Origin of the sequence: Nocardiopsis sp. NPDC050513 (genome assembly GCF_044457925.1) — a bacterium.
Taxonomy (GTDB): Bacteria; Actinomycetota; Actinomycetes; order Streptosporangiales; family Streptosporangiaceae; genus Nocardiopsis.
Genome location: NZ_JBITHK010000016.1, coordinates 36,242 through 55,645 on the forward strand (window position 1 = coordinate 36,242; position 19,404 = coordinate 55,645).

A 19,404-nucleotide genomic window follows, 5' to 3' on the forward strand; every position below is an offset into this window, starting at 1 on the left:
TACTACACTTTGTCGTTGTCGTAGTCCGCCCTGCTCAGCCCCATTCGCGAGGATCCTCGATGCCCAGTGCCAGAGTCGGTGCGCGGCCCCGTGCGCCGCGCTTCGCGGCGTCCGCCGTCGCCGCCGCGCTCGTCCTGTCCGGCTGCGCCGGCGGGACCGAGATCCAGAGCAGCGAGGACCAGCGCTTCATCTCCGGTGACGGCAGCGCGACCGCGTTCGACGCGGCGGAGCGGCTGGAGGCGCCCGACGTCTCCGGCACCACGCTGGACGGCGAGGAGATCGCGCTCAGCGACTACGAGGGCGGCATCCTCGTCCTCAACGTGTGGGCCAGCTGGTGCGGGCCGTGCCGGGCCGAGCAGCCCGTCCTCGACGAGGTGCACACCGAGTACGCCGACCTGGGCGTGGAATTCCTCGGCGTCAACATGAAGGACGACGACACCGCCGCGAGCGCCTACGTCGCCGCCCAGGAGATCCCCTACCCCAGCCTCTACGACCAACCCGGCGAGATCGCGCAGGCCTTCCGCGACACCGTCCCGCCCCGGGCGATCCCCTCCACCATCGTCGTCGATCCCGACGGCCGCATCGCCGCCCGCGTCATCGGCCCCACCACCTACGGGCAGCTCACCGAACTGCTCGACCCGGTCGTGGTCGAGTTCGACCTCGGCGACCCCGAGCAGCGGACGCGCGTCGCCGAACAGGAGGCCGAGGAGGCACGGGAGTCCGCCGAGGCGTCTCCCGACGCGTCCGCCGAGGAGAACGGGTCCGCCGGTGAGCCCACCGGGGACGCGGCCGACGAGGACACCGACTGATGGAGTCGATCGGCGCCACCGTCCTCAGCGGATCCCTGCTCCTGGCCGCGCCCCTGGCGATGGCCGCCGGACTCGTGTCCTTCCTCTCCCCGTGCGTCCTTCCCCTGGTTCCGGGCTACCTGTCCTACGTCACCGGCATGAGCGGCGCCGCCGTGCGCGAGCACGGGGCGGCGTCCGCGGGCCGAACGGCCACGGCCACCGACCTCGACACCGAGCTGGCCTCGCGCCGCTGGACGATGGTCGCGGGCAGCGCGCTGTTCATCGCCGGGTTCACCCTGGTGTTCGTGGCGGTGGGCGGGTTCGTCGGCTGGCTCGGCGACGTCCTCCTCGACCACACCGACGCCATCACCCGGGTGCTCGGCGCGCTCACCATCGTGCTGGGCCTGGCCTTCACGGGAGTCCTGCCCGGGTTCGGCCGCGAGTTCCGGTTCCACCGACTGCCGCGCGCGGGTCTGGCCGGAGCGCCGCTGCTCGGCGTGCTGTTCGGGCTCGGGTGGACCCCGTGCATCGGGCCGACCCTGGCCGCCGTGCAGTCCCTGGCCTTCGTCGAGGGCGGCGCGGGGCGCGGCATGCTCCTGTCACTCCTGTACTGCGCCGGCCTGGGCCTGCCGTTCGTGCTGGCCGCACTCCTCTACCGCAAGGCGCTGGGCGCGTTCGCCCGGCTCAAACGCCACACCCGGGCGGTCACCGTGATCGGAGGTGTCATGCTCGTCCTGGTCGGCCTGTCCATGGTGACCGGCCTGTGGACCGAGCTGACCACCGTCATGCAGGGCTGGGCCGCCGGATTCCAGACGGTGATCTGATGACGACGACCGAGACCGGGACACCCGCCGCCGACGGGGAGACCGCCGCGCCGCGGCCGAAGGGGATCGGGGCCCTCGGATGGCTGCGCTGGACGTGGCGGACCCTGACCTCGATGCGGACCGCGCTGATCCTGCTGTTCCTGCTGGCGGTCGGCGCCATCCCGGGGTCGGTCCTGCCGCAGAACGTGGTCAGCGTCGACGAGGTCGGCGCCTACTTCAGGGAGCACCCCGACCTGGCCCCGTGGCTGGACCGGTTCGCGCTCTTCGACGTCTTCTCCTCGCCGTGGTACGCGGCGATCTACCTGCTGCTGTTCGTCTCCCTGGCGGGCTGCGTCCTCCCGCGCGCCGTGGCGCACGCCCGCGCGCTGCGCGCCCGTCCGGTGCGCACCCCGCGCAACCTGGGCCGCATGCCCTACGCGGCGCGCTTCACGACGGACGCCAGCCCGGAGACGGCACTGGAGCAGGCCCGGCGGATCCTTCGGGGGTACCGGGTCGAGCGGTACGGCGACTCGCTCTCCAGCGAGACCGGCTACCTGCGCGAGGCCGGGAACGTGCTGTTCCACCTGGCGCTGCTCGGGCTCCTCGCGGCCCTCGCCGCGGGCGCGTTCTTCGGCTACCGGGGCAACATGCTCATCGTCGAGGGGGACGGCTTCGCCAACACGCTGCCCTCCTACGACGCGATCTACCCCGGCCACTGGACCGACACCGACGACCTCCAGCCGTTCACACTGCGCCTCGACGACTTCGAGGCGACCTTCATCGAGGAGGGGGACCTGCGCGGGCAGGCCTCGTCCTATGTCGCCGACGTCACCTACCGGGAGTCGCCCGGCGCCGAGGACGGTCGGCACCGGCTGGAGGTCAACCACCCGCTGACCGTCGACGGGGTGCAGGTCTACCTGCTCGGGCACGGGTACGCGCCGGAGTTCGTGGTCCGGGACGCCGACGGCGGGGTGGTCTTCGACCAGGCGGTGCCGTTCCTCTTCCGCGAGACCGCCACCTTCACCTCCGACGGCGTCCTCAAGGTGCCGGACACCGGCGGGGAGCAGCTGGGATTCGTCGGCGTCTTCCTGCCCACGGCGGAGGAGACCGCCGACGGGCAGATGGTCTCGACCTTCCCCGGGGCGGAGAACCCGCGCGTCACCCTGGAGGGGTACCGGGGCGACCTGGGGCTGATCGATCCGCAGTCGGTGTACCAGCTCCGGACGGAGGGCATGGAGGAACTCGGCTCCTCGCCCGTGATGGAGGTCGGCGACACCTGGGAGCTGCCGGACGGCGCCGGGTCCGTCACCTTCACCGGTGTCCGGGAGTACGTCAGCCTCCAGACCAACCGCGACGGGGCCCGGCCCTTCGCCCTCGGGTCCGCCGTCGCGGCCGTGGGGGGCCTGCTCGTCACCCTGTTCGTCCGTCCGCGCCGCGTGTGGGTGCGCGCGGCGAAGGGGGAGGACGGCCGGACCACGGTCGAGGTGGCCGGGCTCGGCAAGACCGAGGTCGCGGGGAACAACGCCGAGTTCCACGAACTCACCACCAGGCTCGCCGACCGGCTCCGCCAGGGATCCGGCTCGGCGGACCGACCCGACCGACCATCCGACCCAGTCGACGAACGGAGTGAGCGGTGACGATTGCCGCACTGTCGAACGAGGCGATGGCGTCCGCCAGCGACACGCTGATCATCGGAATGATCCTCGCGTACGCCGCGGCGCTGTTCCTCTTCGCGATCGAGGCCGCCTACGGGCGCCGCACCAAGCTGAAGGCCGGCCGGCTCATGCCGGTGGGAGCGGGGGCCACGGCGGACGCCGGGGGCGCCGACGACGGCATCGAGGTCCGGGTCCGCACGAGCGAGGGCGAGGCGCGGGCCTCCCAGAGCGTGCTGGGCCGGATCGCCCTCGGGGTGACGTCGCTCGGCTTCCTGCTCAGCGTCGCCCAGGTGGCCACCCGGGGTCTGGCCGCGGACCGGTGGCCGTGGGGCAACATGTTCGAGTTCATCGTCGCCCTGTGCCTGGTGGCCGTCGCGGGCCTGCTGTTCGCGTCCTTCCGCTACCAGGCGCGCTACCTCGGCGCGTTCGTCCTCGTTCCGGTGCTGGTCCTGCTGGGCATCGGTGTGCGCTGGCTGTACGTGGACCCGGGGCCGCTCATCCCGGCGCTCGACTCGTACTGGGTGCCGATCCACATCACCGCGCTGATCATCTCCGGCGGCGCGTTCATGGTCTCCGGTGTCGCGGCGATCGTGTACCTGGTGTCGCACTGGGCCGAGGGCCGGAGGGCACGGGGCGAGGAGGTCGCCGGCATCGCCGGGCGCCTGCCCAGCTCGGAGATGCTCGACCGGCTGTCGCACCGCTTCGTCCTGTTCGCGTTCCCGCTGTGGACGTTCGGCATCATCGCGGGCGCCATCTGGGCGGACGAGGCGTGGGGACGGTTCTGGGGGTGGGACCCCAAGGAGGTGTGGTCGTTCATCTCCTGGGTGATCTACGCCGCCTACCTGCACGCCCGGGCCACCGGCGGCTGGCGCGGCCGGAAGGCGACCTGGATCAACCTGGTGGGCTTCGCGGCCATCATGTTCAACTTCTTCGCGGTGAACTACCTGTTCAGCGGACTGCACTCCTACGCCTGACCCGGCCGCGCCCGCGCGCCGGGGCCCCGGGACGACGGTGGGGCCGCACCCCTCGCGGGTGCGGCCCCACCGTCGTGTGATCGCGCGGTCGGTTACTCGTCCGGGTCGATACGGCGGTTGAGCCGTCGCAGGAACTCGGGGTCGTCGTCGGGCCCGAGCGGGTGCGGGCCGCTGGAGGGCTTGGTGAAGTCGGACGGGTCGAGATCGTCGGCGGCCGACCCGGCCTGGGCCGGAGAGGGCGTGCCGCCGGACGCCGGGGCCGACTGGCGAGGCCGGCCCAGGAAGAGCCACAGAATCGCGCCGACGGGCATGAACACCGCGATGACGACCAACCACAGGAACTTCGGCAGGTTGCGCGCATCCTGGGCCGATGTGGTGAGCGCGTCGCAGAACGCGTACACCCACAGAACGATCGTCGCGAGAGTGATCAGGCCACCGAGCCATACCATGCTTCCAGCCTACTCTTGCTGTCGACTCCTCACAGCTGGGACACCGGACACGGATTCGGGGAGGCCGTACGGGGGTGCTGCGGACCGTGGAGGTGAGCGGCGCGGCCCCGTGTCGGGAAGGCTCCCTCAGTGCGCGCTCTCGGCCGGTTCCCCGGACAGGAGCGCGCGTACCTCGGACTCCCGGAAGCGGCGGTGACCGCCCGGGGTGCGGATGCTGCTGATCCGCCCGGAGGCGGCCCAGCGGGTGACGGTCTTGGGATCAACCCGGAAGAGTGAGGCCACTTCCCCGGGGGTCAACAGGCGTTCGCTAGCTCGTTCCACCTTCACATTCCCCCAATCATGCCCGCCTCGGCTGCGGGGGCGGCGGGCGTTTGATCCCCTAGTGTGCACGAGTTGGTCCGTTTCCTCCCTAGTTTTCGGAGAAATTGCGTTGTTGGGGGGAGGAGTACGGGATATGTGACCGGAACGTGATGTTCGGACCTTGCTGTCGGGATTGAAACATCCCATGACCATCCGGACCCATGGCTGGACCGTCCCGGCCACCCCTGAGAGACGACACACGCCGCCCTGGTGCGTGCCCCTCGGTGCACGCCCTTAACCTTGAGGTCAGGGCTTCTGGGGCGTCACCCGGCCAGCGCGCGCACGGGCGGTACGGCCGCCCGGAACGCTCCCGGCCCGTCGGGGGTCGGACGCAAACGCGCGCTGATGGGTGTTGCGACCAATCTAGTCCAGGTAATCGTCTGTTGTGAGGCTTTTCCATGCGTAGCTGGCTGACCTATACCGCCGCCCGCCTCGGGTTGTTCGCGGCGGCCTTCGGAGTCGTCTATCTGTTCGGCGCCAGATCGTGGGTCGCTCTGGTGCTCGCCTGGCTCATCAGCGGCCTCGTCTCCTACGTCCTGCTGTCGAGGCTGCGCGACCAGATGTCCGCCGCCACGATCGCGCGCCTCGACAGGCGCCGCGACCCCGGGGTGGGCGAGCGCCTCTCGGCCGGGGCCTCGCGCGAGGACGGGGACCAGGCGCGCGCCTCGGCCGGGGACGCATGAGGCCTCCCCGGCCGGGGGTTCCCGCGCCGCGTCCTCAGGAGGCCGGGAACATGCCGAGGCGGGCGCGGTACTCGCCCGCCAGCCGCTCGGTGTCGCTGCCGACGTACAGGCCGTCCGGGGTGGCGTGCAGGGCCTCGGCTCCGTGGCCGCGGGGGCGCCCGGGGTTCCAGGGCAGCGCGCGGCCGGTCTGCGGGTCGACCGCGGCGATCCCCTCGCGGGGGACGGCGCCGGGACCGGCGTTGTGCGCGCCGAGCTCGTTGTCCATCCAGCGCTGGTGGCCTCCGACGTACACCGCGCCGCGCGTGATCTCCACCGAGTACACGGCGTCGCCGCCGGTCTTGTTGGACCAGGCGGGGTCGGCGTCCGGGGTGTCGGTGACGTCGAAGCGCACGACCGCCTTGCACAGTCCGGGCTTGATGTGGGGCCCGCCCGCGGTCGCGACGGCGAAGAAGGAGCCGTCGGGGGAGAAGTCCATCTGCCGCATGTAGGTGTGCATGCGGGAGTAGTCGCAGTCGGGTTCGAAGGCCCTCGTCGACCACGGTGTCAGCGCGCCGTCCGCCGTGTCGATCATGGCGATCTGGTACCGGCCCTCGCCGTCGACCCTGGTGAAGGTGCCGTTGATGACCAGACGGCGGCCGTCGGGGCTCAGCGCGAGTTCCTGGAGGCGGGTGCCGCCGCGGCGGGGATGGGAGATCCTGGGCGCGAAGTCGGGGTCCACGGCGCCGGTGCGGGCGTCGAGCCGGGCGATGCCCACGCGTGCCTCGCGGTTGATCCCGCGGAACGCGCCCCCGACGTAGACGTGCGTGCCGTCCGTGGCCAGACGCGTCGCTGACCCGTTGTCGAGCGCCGCGTCGAACCCGGGGACGGTGGCGCCGTCCGCCAGGGAGAGGCGGGCCAGACCCCTGCTCCGCTGGCCGTTGACGACGCCGAAGGCGCCGCCGATGACCACGGAGCCGTCGGGGCCGGGGACCACGGAGTTGACCGTGCCGCTGACGTCGGGGTCGAACTCCTCGACGAGGCGGCCCGTGCCGTGCTCGAACGCGAACAGGTTGCGCCGGTCGTGCGTACGGCGCCGGCCGCTGTCCGACACGCGGTTGAAGTCCCCGGCGACCACGACGACGTCGCCGACGCGCAGGATGTCCTTGACGCGCCCGTCCAGGACGTGCGGGGTCCAGGGGACGGGTTCGTCGCTGACGACGCCCGTGCCGGTCGCCGCGGCGGTCGGGGCCGCGACGGCGACCCCGACGGGGAGAAGGAGCAACGCGCTCATCGTGAGCGCGGTCAGTCGGGTGGGTTTCACGGAGGACTCTCCTCGGTCGTGGAGGTCGGCCGGGGCCGGTGTGCCACGGAATTGGGGCGCCACCACATTGTGGCAAAGAGTCGCTCCTTAATCACACACTGTTATGGGTGTTGTGTCGCGTGTGCCCTCACTTCCACCCCGTGCGCAGGGGCGCCGAGCCGGGTGCGGCGGGGGAGGCGCGATCCGGACGCCTCCGCCCACCGCGCGGTCATGCCGCGGAGCCGTCGCCGGCGCGGTGTCCCCCGTCCGGATTCCCCTTGATTTCGACAAGGATGATCCGGTGGTCGTCGGTATGCCAGATCTGGTCGAATCGCGCGCGGTTCCCGGAGGGCCGTGGGGCTGCGGGCTCCCGGTCCGCGTTATTCGGCGGCACGTCCCTCGGACTCCTCCCGGAGCTTTTCCCGGAGCCAGTCGGGGACGAATTCGTCGTCGCGGGGGAAGTACTTCAGGTCGACGGTGAAACCGTGGGCGGTGGGGAAGGTCAGCCCAGGGTCCTCGTCGTAGTTGAAGTCGACGTTGAATTTTCCGGGCGGGGTGATGACGTATTTCATCGAGAACCAGGTGCCCTTGCCCTCCCGGTACATTCCCGCCCGGAGGTCGTCGGCGAGAACGCCGAGCCCCGCGACGGACTCGCTGGAGGTCGAGCCGTCCCCGTACTCCACCTCCAGGAGCGAGGCGGAGTGCTCGATGACCGACTCCCGGGAGTACGTGATCCGGCTCCATCCGCCGGGAACCTTGTCAAGAATCCTCATCCCGATCTGGGTGAGGACTTCCTGCTGCTGTGCCGGATCCAGGTGTCCCCGTTTGAAATGATGGGTCGTCATGCCTTTCCCTTACTCTCCCGGATTGACGAGCGGCGGCAGGTTGTTGTATTCCTGTGTTCTCATTCGGACGCCGTTGAGCGTCCATTCGACTTCGATTCTGCTCGGCGGCGGAGGAATCATGCTACCAGGGTTGTCCGGGTCGGGTACGGGGCGAAGGTCCGGGTCGTAGACGCCGTTGATCCGCACGTCAATTCGCGGGTTAGCGCGGTCGATGTCCAGCGCCGCGCCCCACGTGCCGTCGTTGAACCGCGGGTCGTTGAACCTGTGCCACCCTGCCCCGTCCCGCATGATTCCGCGCCAGGACCGTTCGAGGTTGCGGAAGCTCCCGTCGATGCCGCCGCGGGCCTCCTCGGGGATGTCGGGGAGCGCCGTTTCGGTGCGGTTCTGGTTGACGTCGAACCGCATGGGGACCTGGTTCAACCGCTCGCCGATGCCGAAGAACTCCGCCGACCCGATCAGGTGGCCGCCGTTCCACTGGATGTCCTGGTACTGCGGCACCTCCCCGGGCTCGGGCGGACGCCCCTCGCGCCGCTCGAACTCGTCCCGGAGCTGTTCGTTCAGTTCCTGGAAGTAGGTCCTGCCCTGCGCGTTGACCACGCCCTGCTCATCGTCGTTGCGTACGTTCGCGCCGCGCCTCAGGGTCCCCTCGGCCGACTCGGTCCGGCCGAGACCGTCAGTGCGGTACGTGTAGCGGTCGTCGACCACGTAGGTCATGTCCGGCCGGGGATTCCTGAACTCGGGGTGGTTGGCGTTCCACCCGTCGGAGCCGGCCCGGATCTCGCGGATGTTCCCCTGGTCGTCGGTGATGTACTCGGTGCGCCGCGTACCGTCGGCCTCGATCAGTTCGTAACGGGTGTTCGGGTCGAGCCGGACACCGTCGCCGAACCGCTGCCCCTCGCCCGGGACCAGCGCCCTGAGCCTGGGGCTGAGGCCGTCGGGGTCGCCGAGGTCGATGGGTTCGCTGCGCGGCGGTGTCTGTCCGTCGCCCCCGTTTCCGCTCCCGTTCGCGCCGCCGTTCCCGCGCGTGGTCAGGTCGCCGCCCATGCTCGTCGGGCCGCGCCCGCCGGTCTGGTCGCCGTCCGGGGAACCGTCGCCCGGGACGCTCGCGTGCGCGCCGTTCGACGGGCCGACGCCACCGGTGTCGCGCGGACCGGCCAGATCGGCGGTGTCCACGCTGTTGGTGACGTCCGGGTTCCGGTCGCTCGCGTCGACGTCGCCTCGGCGGTGGTCCGGAAGGTCGTCGAGGCCGCCGTCGCCGGTCAGGTCGACGCGCTGGACCGGGGGCGTGTCCGGGGTCGCGGTCGCGTCGGCGGTGTCGGCGCGCGGGCCGATCAGCGCGGGTTCGCGGTCCGGTTCCGGACCGTCGTTCCGCCCGGTCTGCGACGCCTCCCAGCCGTCCTGCGACCGCAGGTCGTTCTCCAGGAACTCGCCCTGGTACCGGTCCCGGAGCCGGGTGGCCTCGGGCGAGGCCGGGTTGAGCACGTCCTCGACGGTGACCGTGTCGGCGAGGTCCTGGGTGGTGGGGTCCTCGCCGCCGTCACCGTACCGGCGGTCGCTTCGGGGCGCGTCGGCGCCGTCCGTCGGCCCGTCGCCGACACCGAACCGGTTGACCAGCCGCTCCAGCGCGCCCCGCATGTCCGCCATCCGCGACGGGCTCACTCCAGCCAGGTCGAGGCGGGACAGGTCGACGGTGAACAGCTCCCGGGGACCCCCGGCGAAGCGCGGCAGGTTCAGGTGGACGGTCAGGTCGGGGGTGCCCCCGTCGGGCAGGTCCACGTCCGGACCGCGGCCGCCGCCCAGCTTGCCGAGGATCGCCGAACCGCGCCAGGCCATGAGCGGCACACCGACCACGGCGCCCACCCCGGTGGCGGTCAGCAGGGCGCCGCCGACCGTGGCGCCGATGTTCAGCGCGGCCGTGCCGATCACGTACCAGGGCCGCTCGCCCCACTCCTCCCAGGGCACCACCGCGTGCGCGGCGTCGCGCCAGGCCGAGCCCACGTTGTCCCAGCCGGCCCAGCCCCAGTCGCCGCTCTCGGAGTCGTACATGCCGACGAGCGAGGCCGCGCCCTGGAGGGCCCCCTCGTAGTTCTCCCACAGGGCGTCGCCCCAGGACATCTGGAACCAGCCCTCGGAGCTGTGCATGCCGAGCATGCCGCCGAGGTCCTCCAGGGCGCCCACACCGAAGTCCTTGACCGAGTTGCCGAGGTCGACGAACCACGCGTCGTCGGTCTCCACCGGGCCGCCCCAGGCCATGGGGACATCGCCCAGGTATCCGTCGTACCCGTGCGCGAACTCGTTCGCGCCGGGCTCGCCGCCGTCGCTGTGCACGAACGAGGTACGGCCCGGAATGCCCGCGTTGATGGCGTTGGCGCACGTCACCTCGGCGGCTTCGAAGTCCTGCCGCAGCTGGTCGGCGCGGTCCAGCAGCGCTTGGTGCTCGGCGACCTTCGGGCTCTCGCCGCCGGACCACCACTCCCACGACCACGTGTCGGGGCTGCGCCAGTCGTCGTCGCCCTCGATGCTGGCGAGGAAGCCGTTGGCGTCCGTGGTGAGGACGGCCCACCGCGCCTTGATGTCGCGGACCTCGCCGGCGAAGGTCTCCAGCGCGGTCGCCGCGCTGTCCATGCCGCTCTCGACGGCGTCTCCGTCGGTGGCCACCGGGTTCACCACCGCGTACAGCTCCGCGGCCTCGGGGGCGGAGTAGCAGGAGGTCAGGCCCGCCCACGCGGACTTGATGTCGGCGCCGATGCCGGACACCGTCTCTCCGTCCGTCCGGAGGGAGGCGGCGAGCGTCTCCAGCTCGTCGGGGTCCGTGGTGGGAACGGGGAAGTTGCCGGGGTTGATCACGCCGCCCGTGGGCGTGCACATCTCCATGGTCACTGCCGTGTCTCCAAGCGGTGCCGACGTGTCGCTGAGGGAAGCCCGGGGCAGGGGGCGGTGAGGGTGAGGGCCGAGGTCACAGGGGGACGTTCGGGCCGCCGGGGTTCCGGGGTTCCGGTTCGGGGACCTCTCCGGCGGCGGCCTGGTGCTGGGCGGCCATCTCCAGGTTGCCGTTCACGTACGCCGTGGTGGCCTCGCTGGTCCCGGTGACGGCGCTGACGGTCAGCGACGCCATACCGCTCAGGAGGCCGAAGTGGTGCTCGGCGAACTCGCCGAGGGCGACGCTGACCGGGACGCTGCCGGCCTTCTCGTTGATGGCGGTGAGGCGTCCCTCGATCGCGGTCATGGATCCGACGAGACCGTCGGACCCGCCCTCCTCGCCGAGGTGCCCGGCGACGGCGGTCAGGACGCCGCCGACGTCGCTCGGTGTGATGTCCCAGGTGGACACGTGGCTCGTTTCCTTCCCGTGGGGTTCAGTCGTCGCGGTGGGAGAAGGCACCGGCGCGGAAGTTGCGCGGCGGGGCCGCGTCCGCGGACTGGCGCGGTCGGGTCCTGTGCGCGGCGGCGATGGACTGCCCGAGTCGGTTCAGGGACGATTCGAGGGTGACGAGGTCGGCCCTGACCCGGGTGCGCATCGACGCGGCGGCGCGGGTGAGCCGCGTGCCGGGAGGCGCCTCCTCGGGCTCGACCGCCTCCGGTTCCTCGGCGGCGTGCTCCCGCCCGGTCTCGGGGAGCATGGCCTGCTCCTCGCCCGGCTCGACGAACTCGAACTTCACGCCCGCTCCGCCTCCTCGCTCCGGAGATCCGCTTCCACAAGGCTGAGACGGCCCGCGCGCGCGTTCGGTTCACCTCGTTCGCGAGTCATGGCATGGGAGACGGACCGGTGACTACTCTCGCGCGATCGCCCTGACAGCTTGGTGGTTCTCAGCCTGAGCGGGCGCGTCCGGGGCGATGTGACCCGCGGCCGACCCACCGCTTCCCTCTCTGAGTTCGGTCACCACGTGTGAGGGGAGCCGTTCGCGGACATTCGTCCCGCGCACACGGGCGATCCAGTAGGAGGCGGCGTTGAAGGCCGCGTTCCCCGCGGAAGGGCGGGGTTCGAATCCCGCGGCGTTCTCGGCGTCGCTCCACCACAGGTAACCGAGGACGCCGGACGTGCTGACCACGGGTACGTAGGAGACCGCCCCGGCGGTCGTCCGGGCGAACCCCTCGGCCGCCCCCTCCACCGGTGTGAAGCGCAGGTCGTCCGTGAGCCTCGCGTCGTCCCGCTCGCCGTCGTCCATGTGCCCTCCCGGTTTCATCGAACCACCTCGGCGTAGATCTGCCACTGTCCGTTCTCGTCCAGGATCGCGTCGACGATCCGGTACTCGATTCCTCTTCCCAGGAGGAGTTCGCGTTCGGCGGCTCCGGATCTCGAGACCTCCGGCATCCAGAGCGCGGGGGTGCCCGCGGGGACCCGCAGGTGGAGAACGGCCTCCTTGCTCTGGTACAGGCCCGGGACGCTGCCCAGGGAAGTCGACAGGTATCCCTTGTTCGTGTACGTGAAGTTCCCGCCGGTCAGCTCCCAGGGATCAACGCCGAGGTGTCCCAGACCCGTGCCCCGGCTCACCACCACGTCGTTCGGGAGTGGCCTCCCCCCGAGGGCCTCGTCGATGAGCCTGAGGTCCCCCTCCAGCCATGCGGGAGGGTCGTCGTAGGGGCTGCGCAGGTAGTCGTTGTAGTCCGTGTAGTTCGGGCTGTGCGGCGGCGAGGCGGAGTAGCCGGAGAGCGCTCTCTGGTGATCTTCGGAGAGGCCGTTCACGTACTCGTTCCAATGGCTGTTCCCGTATTCGATCGCCGTCCGGTCGCTGGCGAAGGTCTCCGCGCCCTCGGAGATCCTGGCCTCGGCGACCCGCACTCGCTCCGCCGGTGCCATGTCGCCCGAGGGCGTCTCGGAGAGCGGGCCGTCGCCGCCCAGCTCCGCGTCGTAGTCAGGGCCGTCGCCGCCCAGTTCCGCGTCGTAGTCAGGGGCGCCGCCGCCCAGTTCGTCCCAGTAGTCGGGTGTGTCACCGCCCGGTCCGACGTCGTGGTGGTCACCCGTGCCGTCCCCGTGGGACGGGGTGCCGTGGGGGCTCCCCGCGTCCACGCTGTCGGTGACGTCGGGGGTCCGGTCGCCCAGGTCGACGCCGTCGCCGGTGGACTCGGGCAGATCGTGGTCTCCGATCCCGGTGAGGTCGACGGGGCGGTCCGAGGAAGGGGTGTCGGGGACGCCCTCCCCCTCGCCCGTGTCGGACCGGGGGCCGACCAGGGCGGGGACCTGGGTGGAGTCGGTGTCGTCGCCGAGACCGGTGTTCGACGCCTCCCAGCTGTCCGGGACCTCGCCGTCGGAGCGGACGTCGTTCTCCAGGAAGTCGCCCTCGTACTCGTCGCGCAGGCGGGTGTTCTCCTCCGAGGCGGGGTTGAGGACGTCCTCCACGGTCAGGGCGTCGTCGAGGTCCTGGGTGGCGGGGTCGGAGTGCGCCGCTTCCTCGTTGCGGCTGATCAGCCGGTCCAGTGCGTCCTGGGCGCCTGACAGAGCGGAGCCGTCCAGGAACCGCTCGAGCGTCGGCAGGTCGAGGTGGAGGACGGGCAACGAGGATCCGACGTTGCCGAGGAAGGGGATGTCGATCCGCAGGCCGACGTCGGTCCCGCCCGGGGTGTCGGCGTCGCCCTTGCGCAACACCTTGAGGGCCGCGAACGCTCCCCCGCCACCGATGATGGTGATCGCGGTCGTGCCGACCACGTACCCGGGCCGTTCGTCCCACTCCGTCCAGGGGACGATCGAGTGCGCCACCCCGGCCCAGGCGTCGATCGCCACGTCCTTGTCGGGCCAGCCCCAGCCGCCGTCCTCGGGGTCGTACACACCGAACAGCGAGGCGGTGCCCGTGAGGTTGCCCCAGTGGGCTTCCCGCAGCGTGTCCCAGGAGAAGTCGGGACGGCCCCCGGTGGTGTCCACGCCGAACAAGGCGCTCAGGTCCTCGCCGCCGGTCTCCAGGAAGTCCCCGATCGCATGGTCCACGTCCATGGCCCAGTGGTGGTCGGTCTCCAGCGGTCCGCCCCAGGCCGTGTCCATGCCGCGCGGGTTTCCGCCGTATCCGTAGAGCATCTCGCCCACGCCCGCGCTGTCGGTGTACGAGTCGGCGAATCTGAAGGTGGTCCGCCCGGGGAGCCCGGCGGTGACGGCGTTGGCGCACTTCATCTCGGCGGCCTGGTAGTCCTGCACCAGAAGGTTGGCACGGCCGATGAGCTCGTTGTGCTCGGCGACCTTGTCGCTCACCTCGTCGAAGAACCCGCCCTCCCGCCAGTCCTCATCGCCTTCGATGCTCTCCAGGAAGCGGTTGGCGTCACTCCTCAGGGCGCTCCACTCCACCTTGAGGTCCCGGACGTCCTGGGCGAAGGTCTCCAGGGCGGTCGCGGCCTGGTCGGTTCCGGCCGCGATGGTCTCGCCGTCGACGGCGACGGGGTCGACCGCGGCGAACAGCTCCTCGGCCTCGGGCGCGGAGTAACAGGAGCTCAGCCCCGCCCACGAACTCTTGATGTCGCCGCCCACCCGGGCGAGGTCGGCGCCCAGCGAGCGGAGCCGACCCGCCTGGTAGTCCAGTACGTCGGTGTTGAAGTCGGGTACGGGAAACGCGTCGGGGTTGATCAGGCCGCCGATCGCGCAGGTCTCAGCAGTCACAGTGCCGTCTCCGTCAGTGGGGTCGCAGAGTGGGGAACCCGGGGCCGGGGGTAGGCGGGGGACAGGTTCGGGAGCGCTCCCGCTAGGGGGCGGCGTAGTCGGAGCCGTAGTCGACGGGCTCGGGGACCTGACCCGCGGCCGCCTGGTGCTGGGCGGCCATGTCCTCCTGACCGTTCCTGTAGGCCAGGGTGGCCTCGGCGGCTCCGGTGAGCGCGCTGGACGTCACAGCGGCCATGTCGCCGACCAGGCCGAAGTAGAAGTCGGCGAACTCGCCGAAGGCGACCTCGATGGGAAAGCTGGCGGGTATCTCGACGCAACGGCCAACGCAGTGCTCGAGACCGGTCGCCGCGCCGATCAGGCCCTCGCCGCCCTCCTCGCCGAAGTGCCCGGCGACCCGGGTGAGTACTCCGGCCACCTCGGCGGGCTGGATGTCCCAACTGGACACGCGGGGTCTCCCTTCGGTGATGGATCCGTCACATCTCACTTTCCGTTACATCTGACGCCGGTCGTCCGTCGAAGGTTTCGGCGTGTAGGGGATTCCGGGAAAAACTTGTGCACGAGGTGTGTGCGGACGGTGATCGGGAGGGCGGCTCTCGCCGGGACCGGGGCACCGGGGCCGACGGATTCGGGGGAGGGGCCCGGTGACCGGGACGGCCCCCTTAGGCTGGTCCCATGACCCGCGCCAAGCTCGACAAGAAGCCCCAGGACGTCGCCGCGATGTTCGACGGCATCGCCTCCAGGTACGACCTCGTCAACGACGTCATCTCCCTCGGCCAGGACCGCGTCTGGCGGCGCGGCGTGGTGAACGCGGTGGACGCCCACAGCGGTGAACTGGTCCTGGACCTGGCGGCGGGGACGGGCACCTCCTCGGAGTCCTTCGTGCGCAAGGGCGCGCGGGTCATCGCCTGCGACTTCTCGCTGGGGATGCTGCGCGCGGGGGTCGAGCGGCGCGGGGGCGCGTCCACGGGCGGGGTCACGTTCGTGGCGGGCGACGCGCTGCGGCTGCCGTTCGCCGACGGGACCTTCGACGCGGTGACCATCTCCTTCGGGCTGCGCAACGTCAACGACGTGGGCCAGGCCCTGCGCGAGATGCTGCGGGTGACGAAGGTCGGCGGGCGGCTGGTGATCTGCGAGTTCAGCCACATCCCGGTGGAGGCCGTGGACCGGATCTACTCGACCTACCTCATGGCGGCCCTGCCGAGGATCGCGGGCGCGGTGTCCGGGCGCAGCGAGGCCTACGACTACCTGTCGGAGTCGATCATGGCGTGGCCGACCCAGCCCGAGCTCGCGCGCGAGCTCCAGGACGCGGGCTGGTCGCGGGTGGCCTGGCGCAACCTGACCCTGGGAACGGTCGCTCTGCACCGGGGGTTCCGGGAAAAGTAAAATCCGACATGGGGAACTTTTAACCACATTGGTCACATACAACTCAAAACACTCAAACCCTGATGAACTACGTGTTCGTCGGGGTTTTTTCTGTGGCCGTGGTGGCGGATGTGGTGCTGGAAACCATCGATGACCTGTGTGTCTGTCGGAGAGTGACGGCCTTGCGGGGCTGATGGCACTGTCTGTCACTGTATGTCCTGTTTATTGCCAGAGCGTTCCGAATACCCCCTCGGGGCTCGCCTATCGGCCCCCGAAGGGTCTAGACTGCGGAAAAGTGGCCTTGTGAAGTGCTTCACAAGGGCGCGAGGCGTATCCCACAAGCCACAAACCGGACATCCCGGACGGCTGGGGTCGCCGCACAACAGACCCCGTGAGCGGGTCGGACCCCGCACAGGCCCGCCACGGTGCACCGCGCGAGTAGTCGAGGACCCACCGTGAGCGAGACAGCCACCTCCTCCCCCAGACGCCGGGAGCGGATCGAGTACGACGCCGACGTGATCGTCGTCGGCGCCGGACCCGCGGGCTCCACCACCGCGTACTACCTGGCCCAGTCGGGGTTGGACGTCCTCCTGCTGGAGAAGACCTCCTTCCCGCGTGAGAAGGTCTGCGGGGACGGGCTCACGCCCCGCGCGGTCAAGCAGCTCACCGCCATGGGGGTCACCTTCGAGGACGAGGGGTGGGTCCGCAACCACGGCCTGCGCATCGTCGGCGCCGGGGTCCGCCTCGACCTGCCGTGGCCCGACCTGGCCGCCTACCCCGGTTTCGGACTCGTCCGCACCCGCTTCGACTTCGACCAGATCCTGGTCGACCGCGCGGTCGCCGCCGGGGCCAAGCTCCTGGAGCGCACCACCGTCACCGGCCCGCTCATGGACGAGCGCAGCAACCGCATCGTCGGCGTGCGCGCCAAGGACGCCGACCGCGAACCCGTCACCTTCCGCGCCCCGCTCGTGGTCGCCGCCGACGGCAACTCCTCCCGCCTGTCGGTCGCCATGGGCATCCGCAAGCGCGACGACCGACCCATGGGCGTGGCCGTGCGCACCTACTTCGAGAGCCCCCGCCACGACGAGGACTACCTGGAGTCCTGGCTCGAACTGTGGGACCGCACCGGTGACCGCGACGTCCTCCTGCCCGGCTACGGCTGGATCTTCGGCGTCGGCGACGGCACCTGCAACGTCGGCCTCGGCATCCTCAACTCCACCTCCTCCTTCCAGGACGTCGACTACCGCAGGCTCCTGCGCCGGTGGACCGACAGCATGCCCGAGGAGTGGGGCTTCACCGAGGACCGCCAGAGGGGCGCCATCCGGGGGGCCGCGCTCCCGATGGGCTTCAACCGCGTCCCCCACTACTCCCGCGGCCTCATGCTCGTCGGCGACGCGGGCGGCATGGTCAACCCCTTCAACGGCGAGGGCATCGCCTACGCCATGGAGGCCGGGAACATCGCCGCCGACGTGGTCACGCAGGCGCACGGGCGTCCCACCCAGCAGACACGGGAGCGGGCCCTCCTGCGCTACCCCCAGGTGCTCGCCGACACCTACGGCGGCTACTACACGCTCGGGCGCTACTTCGTGAGGATGCTCGGCCAGCCCGAGTTCATGAAGTACGCGACCCGCTACGGCCTGCGCCAGCGCACCCTCATGAAGTTCGCGCTGAAGATGCTCGCCAACCTCACCGAACCGACCCAGGGAGACGCCATGGACCGGGTGATCAACGGTCTGTCGCGCATCGCGCCCGCAGCCTAGGGCCGGTCGGACGGTAGCCACGCACACGCCCGTCTCCCCCCGCGCGGGGAGAAGCCCAGAAGGATGAGCGGCCGCTAGTGAAAGCGATCACAAGCATGTTCCACGACCTCCCCGACCAGCCAGAAGGAGGGTGACCGATGGAGCTCTACACACCGATCTTCGTGCTCGGCGGGATCGGCGCCGCGTTCGTCGTGGTGTCGATGGTGGCGGGGGCGGTGATGGGCCCCAAGCGCTACAACCGAGCCAAGATGCAGGCGTACGAGTGCGGCATCGAACCCACCCCGCAGCCCGCGGGCGGCGGACGCTTCACCGTCAAGTACTACATGACGGCCATGATGTTCATCGTCTTCGACATCGAGATCATCTTCCTCATCCCCTGGGCCGTGCACTTCGACGCCCTGGGCTGGTTCGGACTGGTCGCGATCGTCCTCTTCCTGGTGAACGTCTCCATCGCCTACGCCTACGAGTGGCGCCGCGGAGGCCTCGAATGGGACTGATCCCGACGGCGGCACGCCCGTCCCGCACCCGGCCCACCCCGCACCACGGCCCCGAGGAGGTCCGTCACTGATGGGACTCGAGGAGAAACTGCCGAGCGGCATCGCGCTCACCACCGTCGAACAGATCGTCGGGTTCGCCCGCAAGAGCTCCATGTGGCCCGCGACCTTCGGGCTCGCGTGCTGCGCGATCGAGATGATGGCCGTCGGCGGCCCGCACTACGACCTCGCCCGCTTCGGCATGGAGAAGTTCGGCGCCACGCCCCGCCAGGCCGACCTGATGATCGTCGCCGGCCGGGTCAGCCAGAAGATGGCGCCCGTCCTCCGCCAGATCTACGACCAGATGCCCGAGCCCAAGTGGGTCATCGCGATGGGGGTGTGCGCCTCCAGCGGCGGCATGTTCAACAACTACGCGATCGTCCAGGGCGTGGACCACATCGTCCCGGTCGACATCTACCTGCCGGGCTGCCCGCCCCGGCCGGAGATGCTCCTGGACGCCGTGCTCAAGCTGCACGACAAGGTGCAGAACACCAAGCTCGGCGCCCACCGGGAGCAGGAGATCGCCGAGACCGAGGAGCGGATGCTGCGCCGTTCGCTCCCGCTGGTGAGCAAGGACTGACATGAGCACCGAGAACGAGGCCAACCAGAACGGCGACGGCGGCGCGTCCGCCGAGAACCTCCCGGAGCGCCGGGGCAGCGAGCGCCTGGCCGCGCCCGTCGTCCGCACCGGCATGTTCGGCGCCACCACGACCGGCGACACCTCCGGCTACGGCGGTCTGCGCGTGCGGGGGAGCGCTCCCGCGGCCAGCTCCCGCCCGTTCACCGACCCCGACGACCCGCGCACCGCCGACTTCGACCGGGTCGCCGACGACCTGGAGGCCGCCCTGGGGGAGAAGGCCGAGGCAGTCGAGCGGATCGTCGTCGACCGCGGCGAGATCACCTTCCACGTGCGCCGCGAGGCGCTGGTCGACGTCGCCCGGGCACTGCGCGACGACCCCGCCCTGCGCTACGAGCTCTGCACCGGGGTGTCCGGTGTGCACTACCCCGGCGACACGGGCCGGGAGCTGCACGCCGTGTACCACCTCCGGTCGATCACCCACAACAGCCAGATCCGGGTCGAGACCGCCTGCCCCGACGCCGACCCCCACGTCCCCTCGATCGTGTCGGTCTACCCGACCAACGACTGGCACGAGCGCGAGGCCTGGGACTTCTTCGGGATCGTCTTCGACGGGCACCCCGCGCTCACCCGGATCCAGATGCCGGACGACTGGCACGGCCACCCCCAGCGCAAGGACTACCCGCTGGGCGGCGTCCCGGTCGAGTACCGGGGCGCGACCGTGCCCCCGCCGGACGAACGGAGGTCCTACAAGTGAGC

At 70.8% G+C, this 19,404-nt stretch carries 20 protein-coding genes; 10 read left to right on the forward strand and 10 right to left on the reverse strand.

Features of this window, described 5'->3' with window-relative positions; all coding sequences use genetic code 11:
• The first annotated feature begins 59 nt into the window (after window positions 1-59).
• Genes ACIBFB_RS23775 through ccsB form a run of 4 tightly spaced genes read left to right on the forward strand, consistent with a single transcriptional unit; the run spans window position 60 to window position 4,220 of the window.
• Complete coding sequence (locus tag ACIBFB_RS23775) at window positions 60-809, forward strand: TlpA family protein disulfide reductase (RefSeq protein WP_397233689.1); 750 nt, start codon at window positions 60-62, stop codon at window positions 807-809.
• A complete protein-coding gene (locus tag ACIBFB_RS23780; RefSeq protein ID WP_397233691.1) occupies window positions 809-1,612 on the forward strand; it encodes a cytochrome c biogenesis CcdA family protein in 804 nt (267 codons plus the stop codon). The genes ACIBFB_RS23775 and ACIBFB_RS23780 overlap by 1 nt, the downstream gene beginning before the upstream one ends.
• A complete protein-coding gene (locus tag ACIBFB_RS23785; protein ID WP_397233693.1) occupies window positions 1,612-3,228 on the forward strand; it encodes a cytochrome c biogenesis protein ResB in 1,617 nt (538 codons plus the stop codon). The genes ACIBFB_RS23780 and ACIBFB_RS23785 overlap by 1 nt, the downstream gene beginning before the upstream one ends.
• A gap of 26 nt (window positions 3,229-3,254) precedes the next feature.
• On the forward strand, window positions 3,255-4,220 hold the full coding sequence (gene ccsB / locus ACIBFB_RS23790) for a c-type cytochrome biogenesis protein CcsB (protein ID WP_397233843.1): 966 nt from the start codon (window positions 3,255-3,257) through the stop codon (window positions 4,218-4,220).
• A 92-nt stretch (window positions 4,221-4,312) separates the two neighbouring features.
• Here the strand turns inward: ccsB and ACIBFB_RS23795 are convergent, their stop codons facing one another.
• Window positions 4,313-4,669: a PLD nuclease N-terminal domain-containing protein gene (locus ACIBFB_RS23795; RefSeq protein WP_397233695.1), complete on the reverse strand. Its 357-nt coding sequence runs from the start codon at window positions 4,667-4,669 to the stop codon at window positions 4,313-4,315.
• A 126-nt stretch (window positions 4,670-4,795) separates the two neighbouring features.
• Window positions 4,796-4,996 carry a BldC family transcriptional regulator gene (locus ACIBFB_RS23800; RefSeq protein ID WP_397233697.1) on the reverse strand — a complete coding sequence of 67 codons (201 nt, stop codon included), beginning with the start codon at window positions 4,994-4,996 and terminating at the stop codon, window positions 4,796-4,798.
• A 431-nt stretch (window positions 4,997-5,427) separates the two neighbouring features.
• Between ACIBFB_RS23800 and ACIBFB_RS23805 the strand changes: the two genes are divergently transcribed.
• Window positions 5,428-5,712 carry a DUF4229 domain-containing protein gene (locus ACIBFB_RS23805; protein WP_397233699.1) on the forward strand — a complete coding sequence of 95 codons (285 nt, stop codon included), beginning with the start codon at window positions 5,428-5,430 and terminating at the stop codon, window positions 5,710-5,712.
• A 34-nt stretch (window positions 5,713-5,746) separates the two neighbouring features.
• Here ACIBFB_RS23805 and ACIBFB_RS23810 read toward each other — a convergent pair whose 3' ends face one another.
• From ACIBFB_RS23810 to ACIBFB_RS23845, 8 genes are all read right to left on the reverse strand, one after another.
• Window positions 5,747-7,012, reverse strand: a complete 1,266-nt coding sequence (locus ACIBFB_RS23810) for a hypothetical protein (RefSeq protein WP_397233701.1) — start codon at window positions 7,010-7,012, stop codon at window positions 5,747-5,749.
• A 359-nt stretch (window positions 7,013-7,371) separates the two neighbouring features.
• A complete protein-coding gene (locus tag ACIBFB_RS23815) occupies window positions 7,372-7,836 on the reverse strand; it encodes a hypothetical protein (RefSeq protein WP_397233703.1) in 465 nt (154 codons plus the stop codon).
• A gap of 9 nt (window positions 7,837-7,845) precedes the next feature.
• On the reverse strand, window positions 7,846-10,710 hold the full coding sequence (locus tag ACIBFB_RS23820) for a hypothetical protein (RefSeq protein WP_397233845.1): 2,865 nt from the start codon (window positions 10,708-10,710) through the stop codon (window positions 7,846-7,848).
• 82 nt (window positions 10,711-10,792) lie between these two features.
• Entirely contained in the window at window positions 10,793-11,164 is a 372-nt protein-coding gene (locus ACIBFB_RS23825) for a DUF6507 family protein (protein WP_397233705.1), read from the reverse strand.
• Between the two features lie 25 nt (window positions 11,165-11,189).
• Window positions 11,190-11,492 (reverse strand): hypothetical protein, encoded by a 303-nt coding sequence (locus ACIBFB_RS23830; protein WP_397233707.1) that lies wholly within the window; start codon window positions 11,490-11,492, stop codon window positions 11,190-11,192.
• A 111-nt stretch (window positions 11,493-11,603) separates the two neighbouring features.
• Window positions 11,604-11,999, reverse strand: a complete 396-nt coding sequence (locus tag ACIBFB_RS23835; RefSeq protein WP_397233709.1) for a hypothetical protein — start codon at window positions 11,997-11,999, stop codon at window positions 11,604-11,606.
• 14 nt (window positions 12,000-12,013) lie between these two features.
• A complete protein-coding gene (locus ACIBFB_RS23840) occupies window positions 12,014-14,413 on the reverse strand; it encodes an ADP-ribosyltransferase (protein WP_397233711.1) in 2,400 nt (799 codons plus the stop codon).
• Between the two features lie 82 nt (window positions 14,414-14,495).
• Complete coding sequence (locus ACIBFB_RS23845) at window positions 14,496-14,858, reverse strand: DUF6507 family protein (protein ID WP_397233713.1); 363 nt, start codon at window positions 14,856-14,858, stop codon at window positions 14,496-14,498.
• Window positions 14,859-15,085: 227 nt separating this feature from the next.
• On the opposite strand from ACIBFB_RS23845, the gene ACIBFB_RS23850 reads away from it, so the two are divergent.
• The 5 genes from ACIBFB_RS23850 (at window position 15,086) to ACIBFB_RS23870 (ending at window position 19,402) form a co-directional block, all read left to right on the forward strand.
• Window positions 15,086-15,796: a demethylmenaquinone methyltransferase gene (locus ACIBFB_RS23850; RefSeq protein WP_397233715.1), complete on the forward strand. Its 711-nt coding sequence runs from the start codon at window positions 15,086-15,088 to the stop codon at window positions 15,794-15,796.
• 434 nt (window positions 15,797-16,230) lie between these two features.
• A complete protein-coding gene (locus tag ACIBFB_RS23855) occupies window positions 16,231-17,535 on the forward strand; it encodes a geranylgeranyl reductase family protein (RefSeq protein ID WP_397233717.1) in 1,305 nt (434 codons plus the stop codon).
• Window positions 17,536-17,672: 137 nt separating this feature from the next.
• The gene (locus tag ACIBFB_RS23860) at window positions 17,673-18,032 is read left to right on the forward strand and encodes an NADH-quinone oxidoreductase subunit A (RefSeq protein WP_017601065.1); all 360 of its coding nucleotides are present in this window, start codon (window positions 17,673-17,675) and stop codon (window positions 18,030-18,032) included.
• A 70-nt stretch (window positions 18,033-18,102) separates the two neighbouring features.
• Window positions 18,103-18,648, forward strand: coding sequence for a NuoB/complex I 20 kDa subunit family protein (locus tag ACIBFB_RS23865; RefSeq protein ID WP_397233719.1), 546 nt, complete (start codon window positions 18,103-18,105; stop codon window positions 18,646-18,648).
• Window position 18,649: 1 nt separating this feature from the next.
• Complete coding sequence (locus ACIBFB_RS23870; protein ID WP_397233721.1) at window positions 18,650-19,402, forward strand: NADH-quinone oxidoreductase subunit C; 753 nt, start codon at window positions 18,650-18,652, stop codon at window positions 19,400-19,402.
• The last annotated feature ends 2 nt before the right edge of the window (window positions 19,403-19,404 follow it).

Coding starts and splice junctions, on each gene's coding strand:
- ACIBFB_RS23775 (WP_397233689.1), top strand. CDS start 60: ATGCCCAGTGCCAGAGTCGGTGCGCGGCCCCGTGCGCCGCGCTTCGCG.
- ACIBFB_RS23780 (WP_397233691.1), top strand. CDS start 809: ATGGAGTCGATCGGCGCCACCGTCCTCAGCGGATCCCTGCTCCTGGCC.
- ACIBFB_RS23785 (WP_397233693.1), top strand. CDS start 1,612: ATGACGACGACCGAGACCGGGACACCCGCCGCCGACGGGGAGACCGCC.
- ccsB (WP_397233843.1), top strand. CDS start 3,255: ATGGCGTCCGCCAGCGACACGCTGATCATCGGAATGATCCTCGCGTAC.
- ACIBFB_RS23795 (WP_397233695.1), bottom strand. CDS start 4,669: ATGGTATGGCTCGGTGGCCTGATCACTCTCGCGACGATCGTTCTGTGG.
- ACIBFB_RS23805 (WP_397233699.1), top strand. CDS start 5,428: ATGCGTAGCTGGCTGACCTATACCGCCGCCCGCCTCGGGTTGTTCGCG.
- ACIBFB_RS23815 (WP_397233703.1), bottom strand. CDS start 7,836: ATGACGACCCATCATTTCAAACGGGGACACCTGGATCCGGCACAGCAG.
- ACIBFB_RS23820 (WP_397233845.1), bottom strand. CDS start 10,710: ATGGAGATGTGCACGCCCACGGGCGGCGTGATCAACCCCGGCAACTTC.
- ACIBFB_RS23835 (WP_397233709.1), bottom strand. CDS start 11,999: ATGGACGACGGCGAGCGGGACGACGCGAGGCTCACGGACGACCTGCGC.
- ACIBFB_RS23850 (WP_397233715.1), top strand. CDS start 15,086: ATGACCCGCGCCAAGCTCGACAAGAAGCCCCAGGACGTCGCCGCGATG.
- ACIBFB_RS23860 (WP_017601065.1), top strand. CDS start 17,673: ATGGAGCTCTACACACCGATCTTCGTGCTCGGCGGGATCGGCGCCGCG.
- ACIBFB_RS23865 (WP_397233719.1), top strand. CDS start 18,103: ATGGGACTCGAGGAGAAACTGCCGAGCGGCATCGCGCTCACCACCGTC.
- ACIBFB_RS23870 (WP_397233721.1), top strand. CDS start 18,650: ATGAGCACCGAGAACGAGGCCAACCAGAACGGCGACGGCGGCGCGTCC.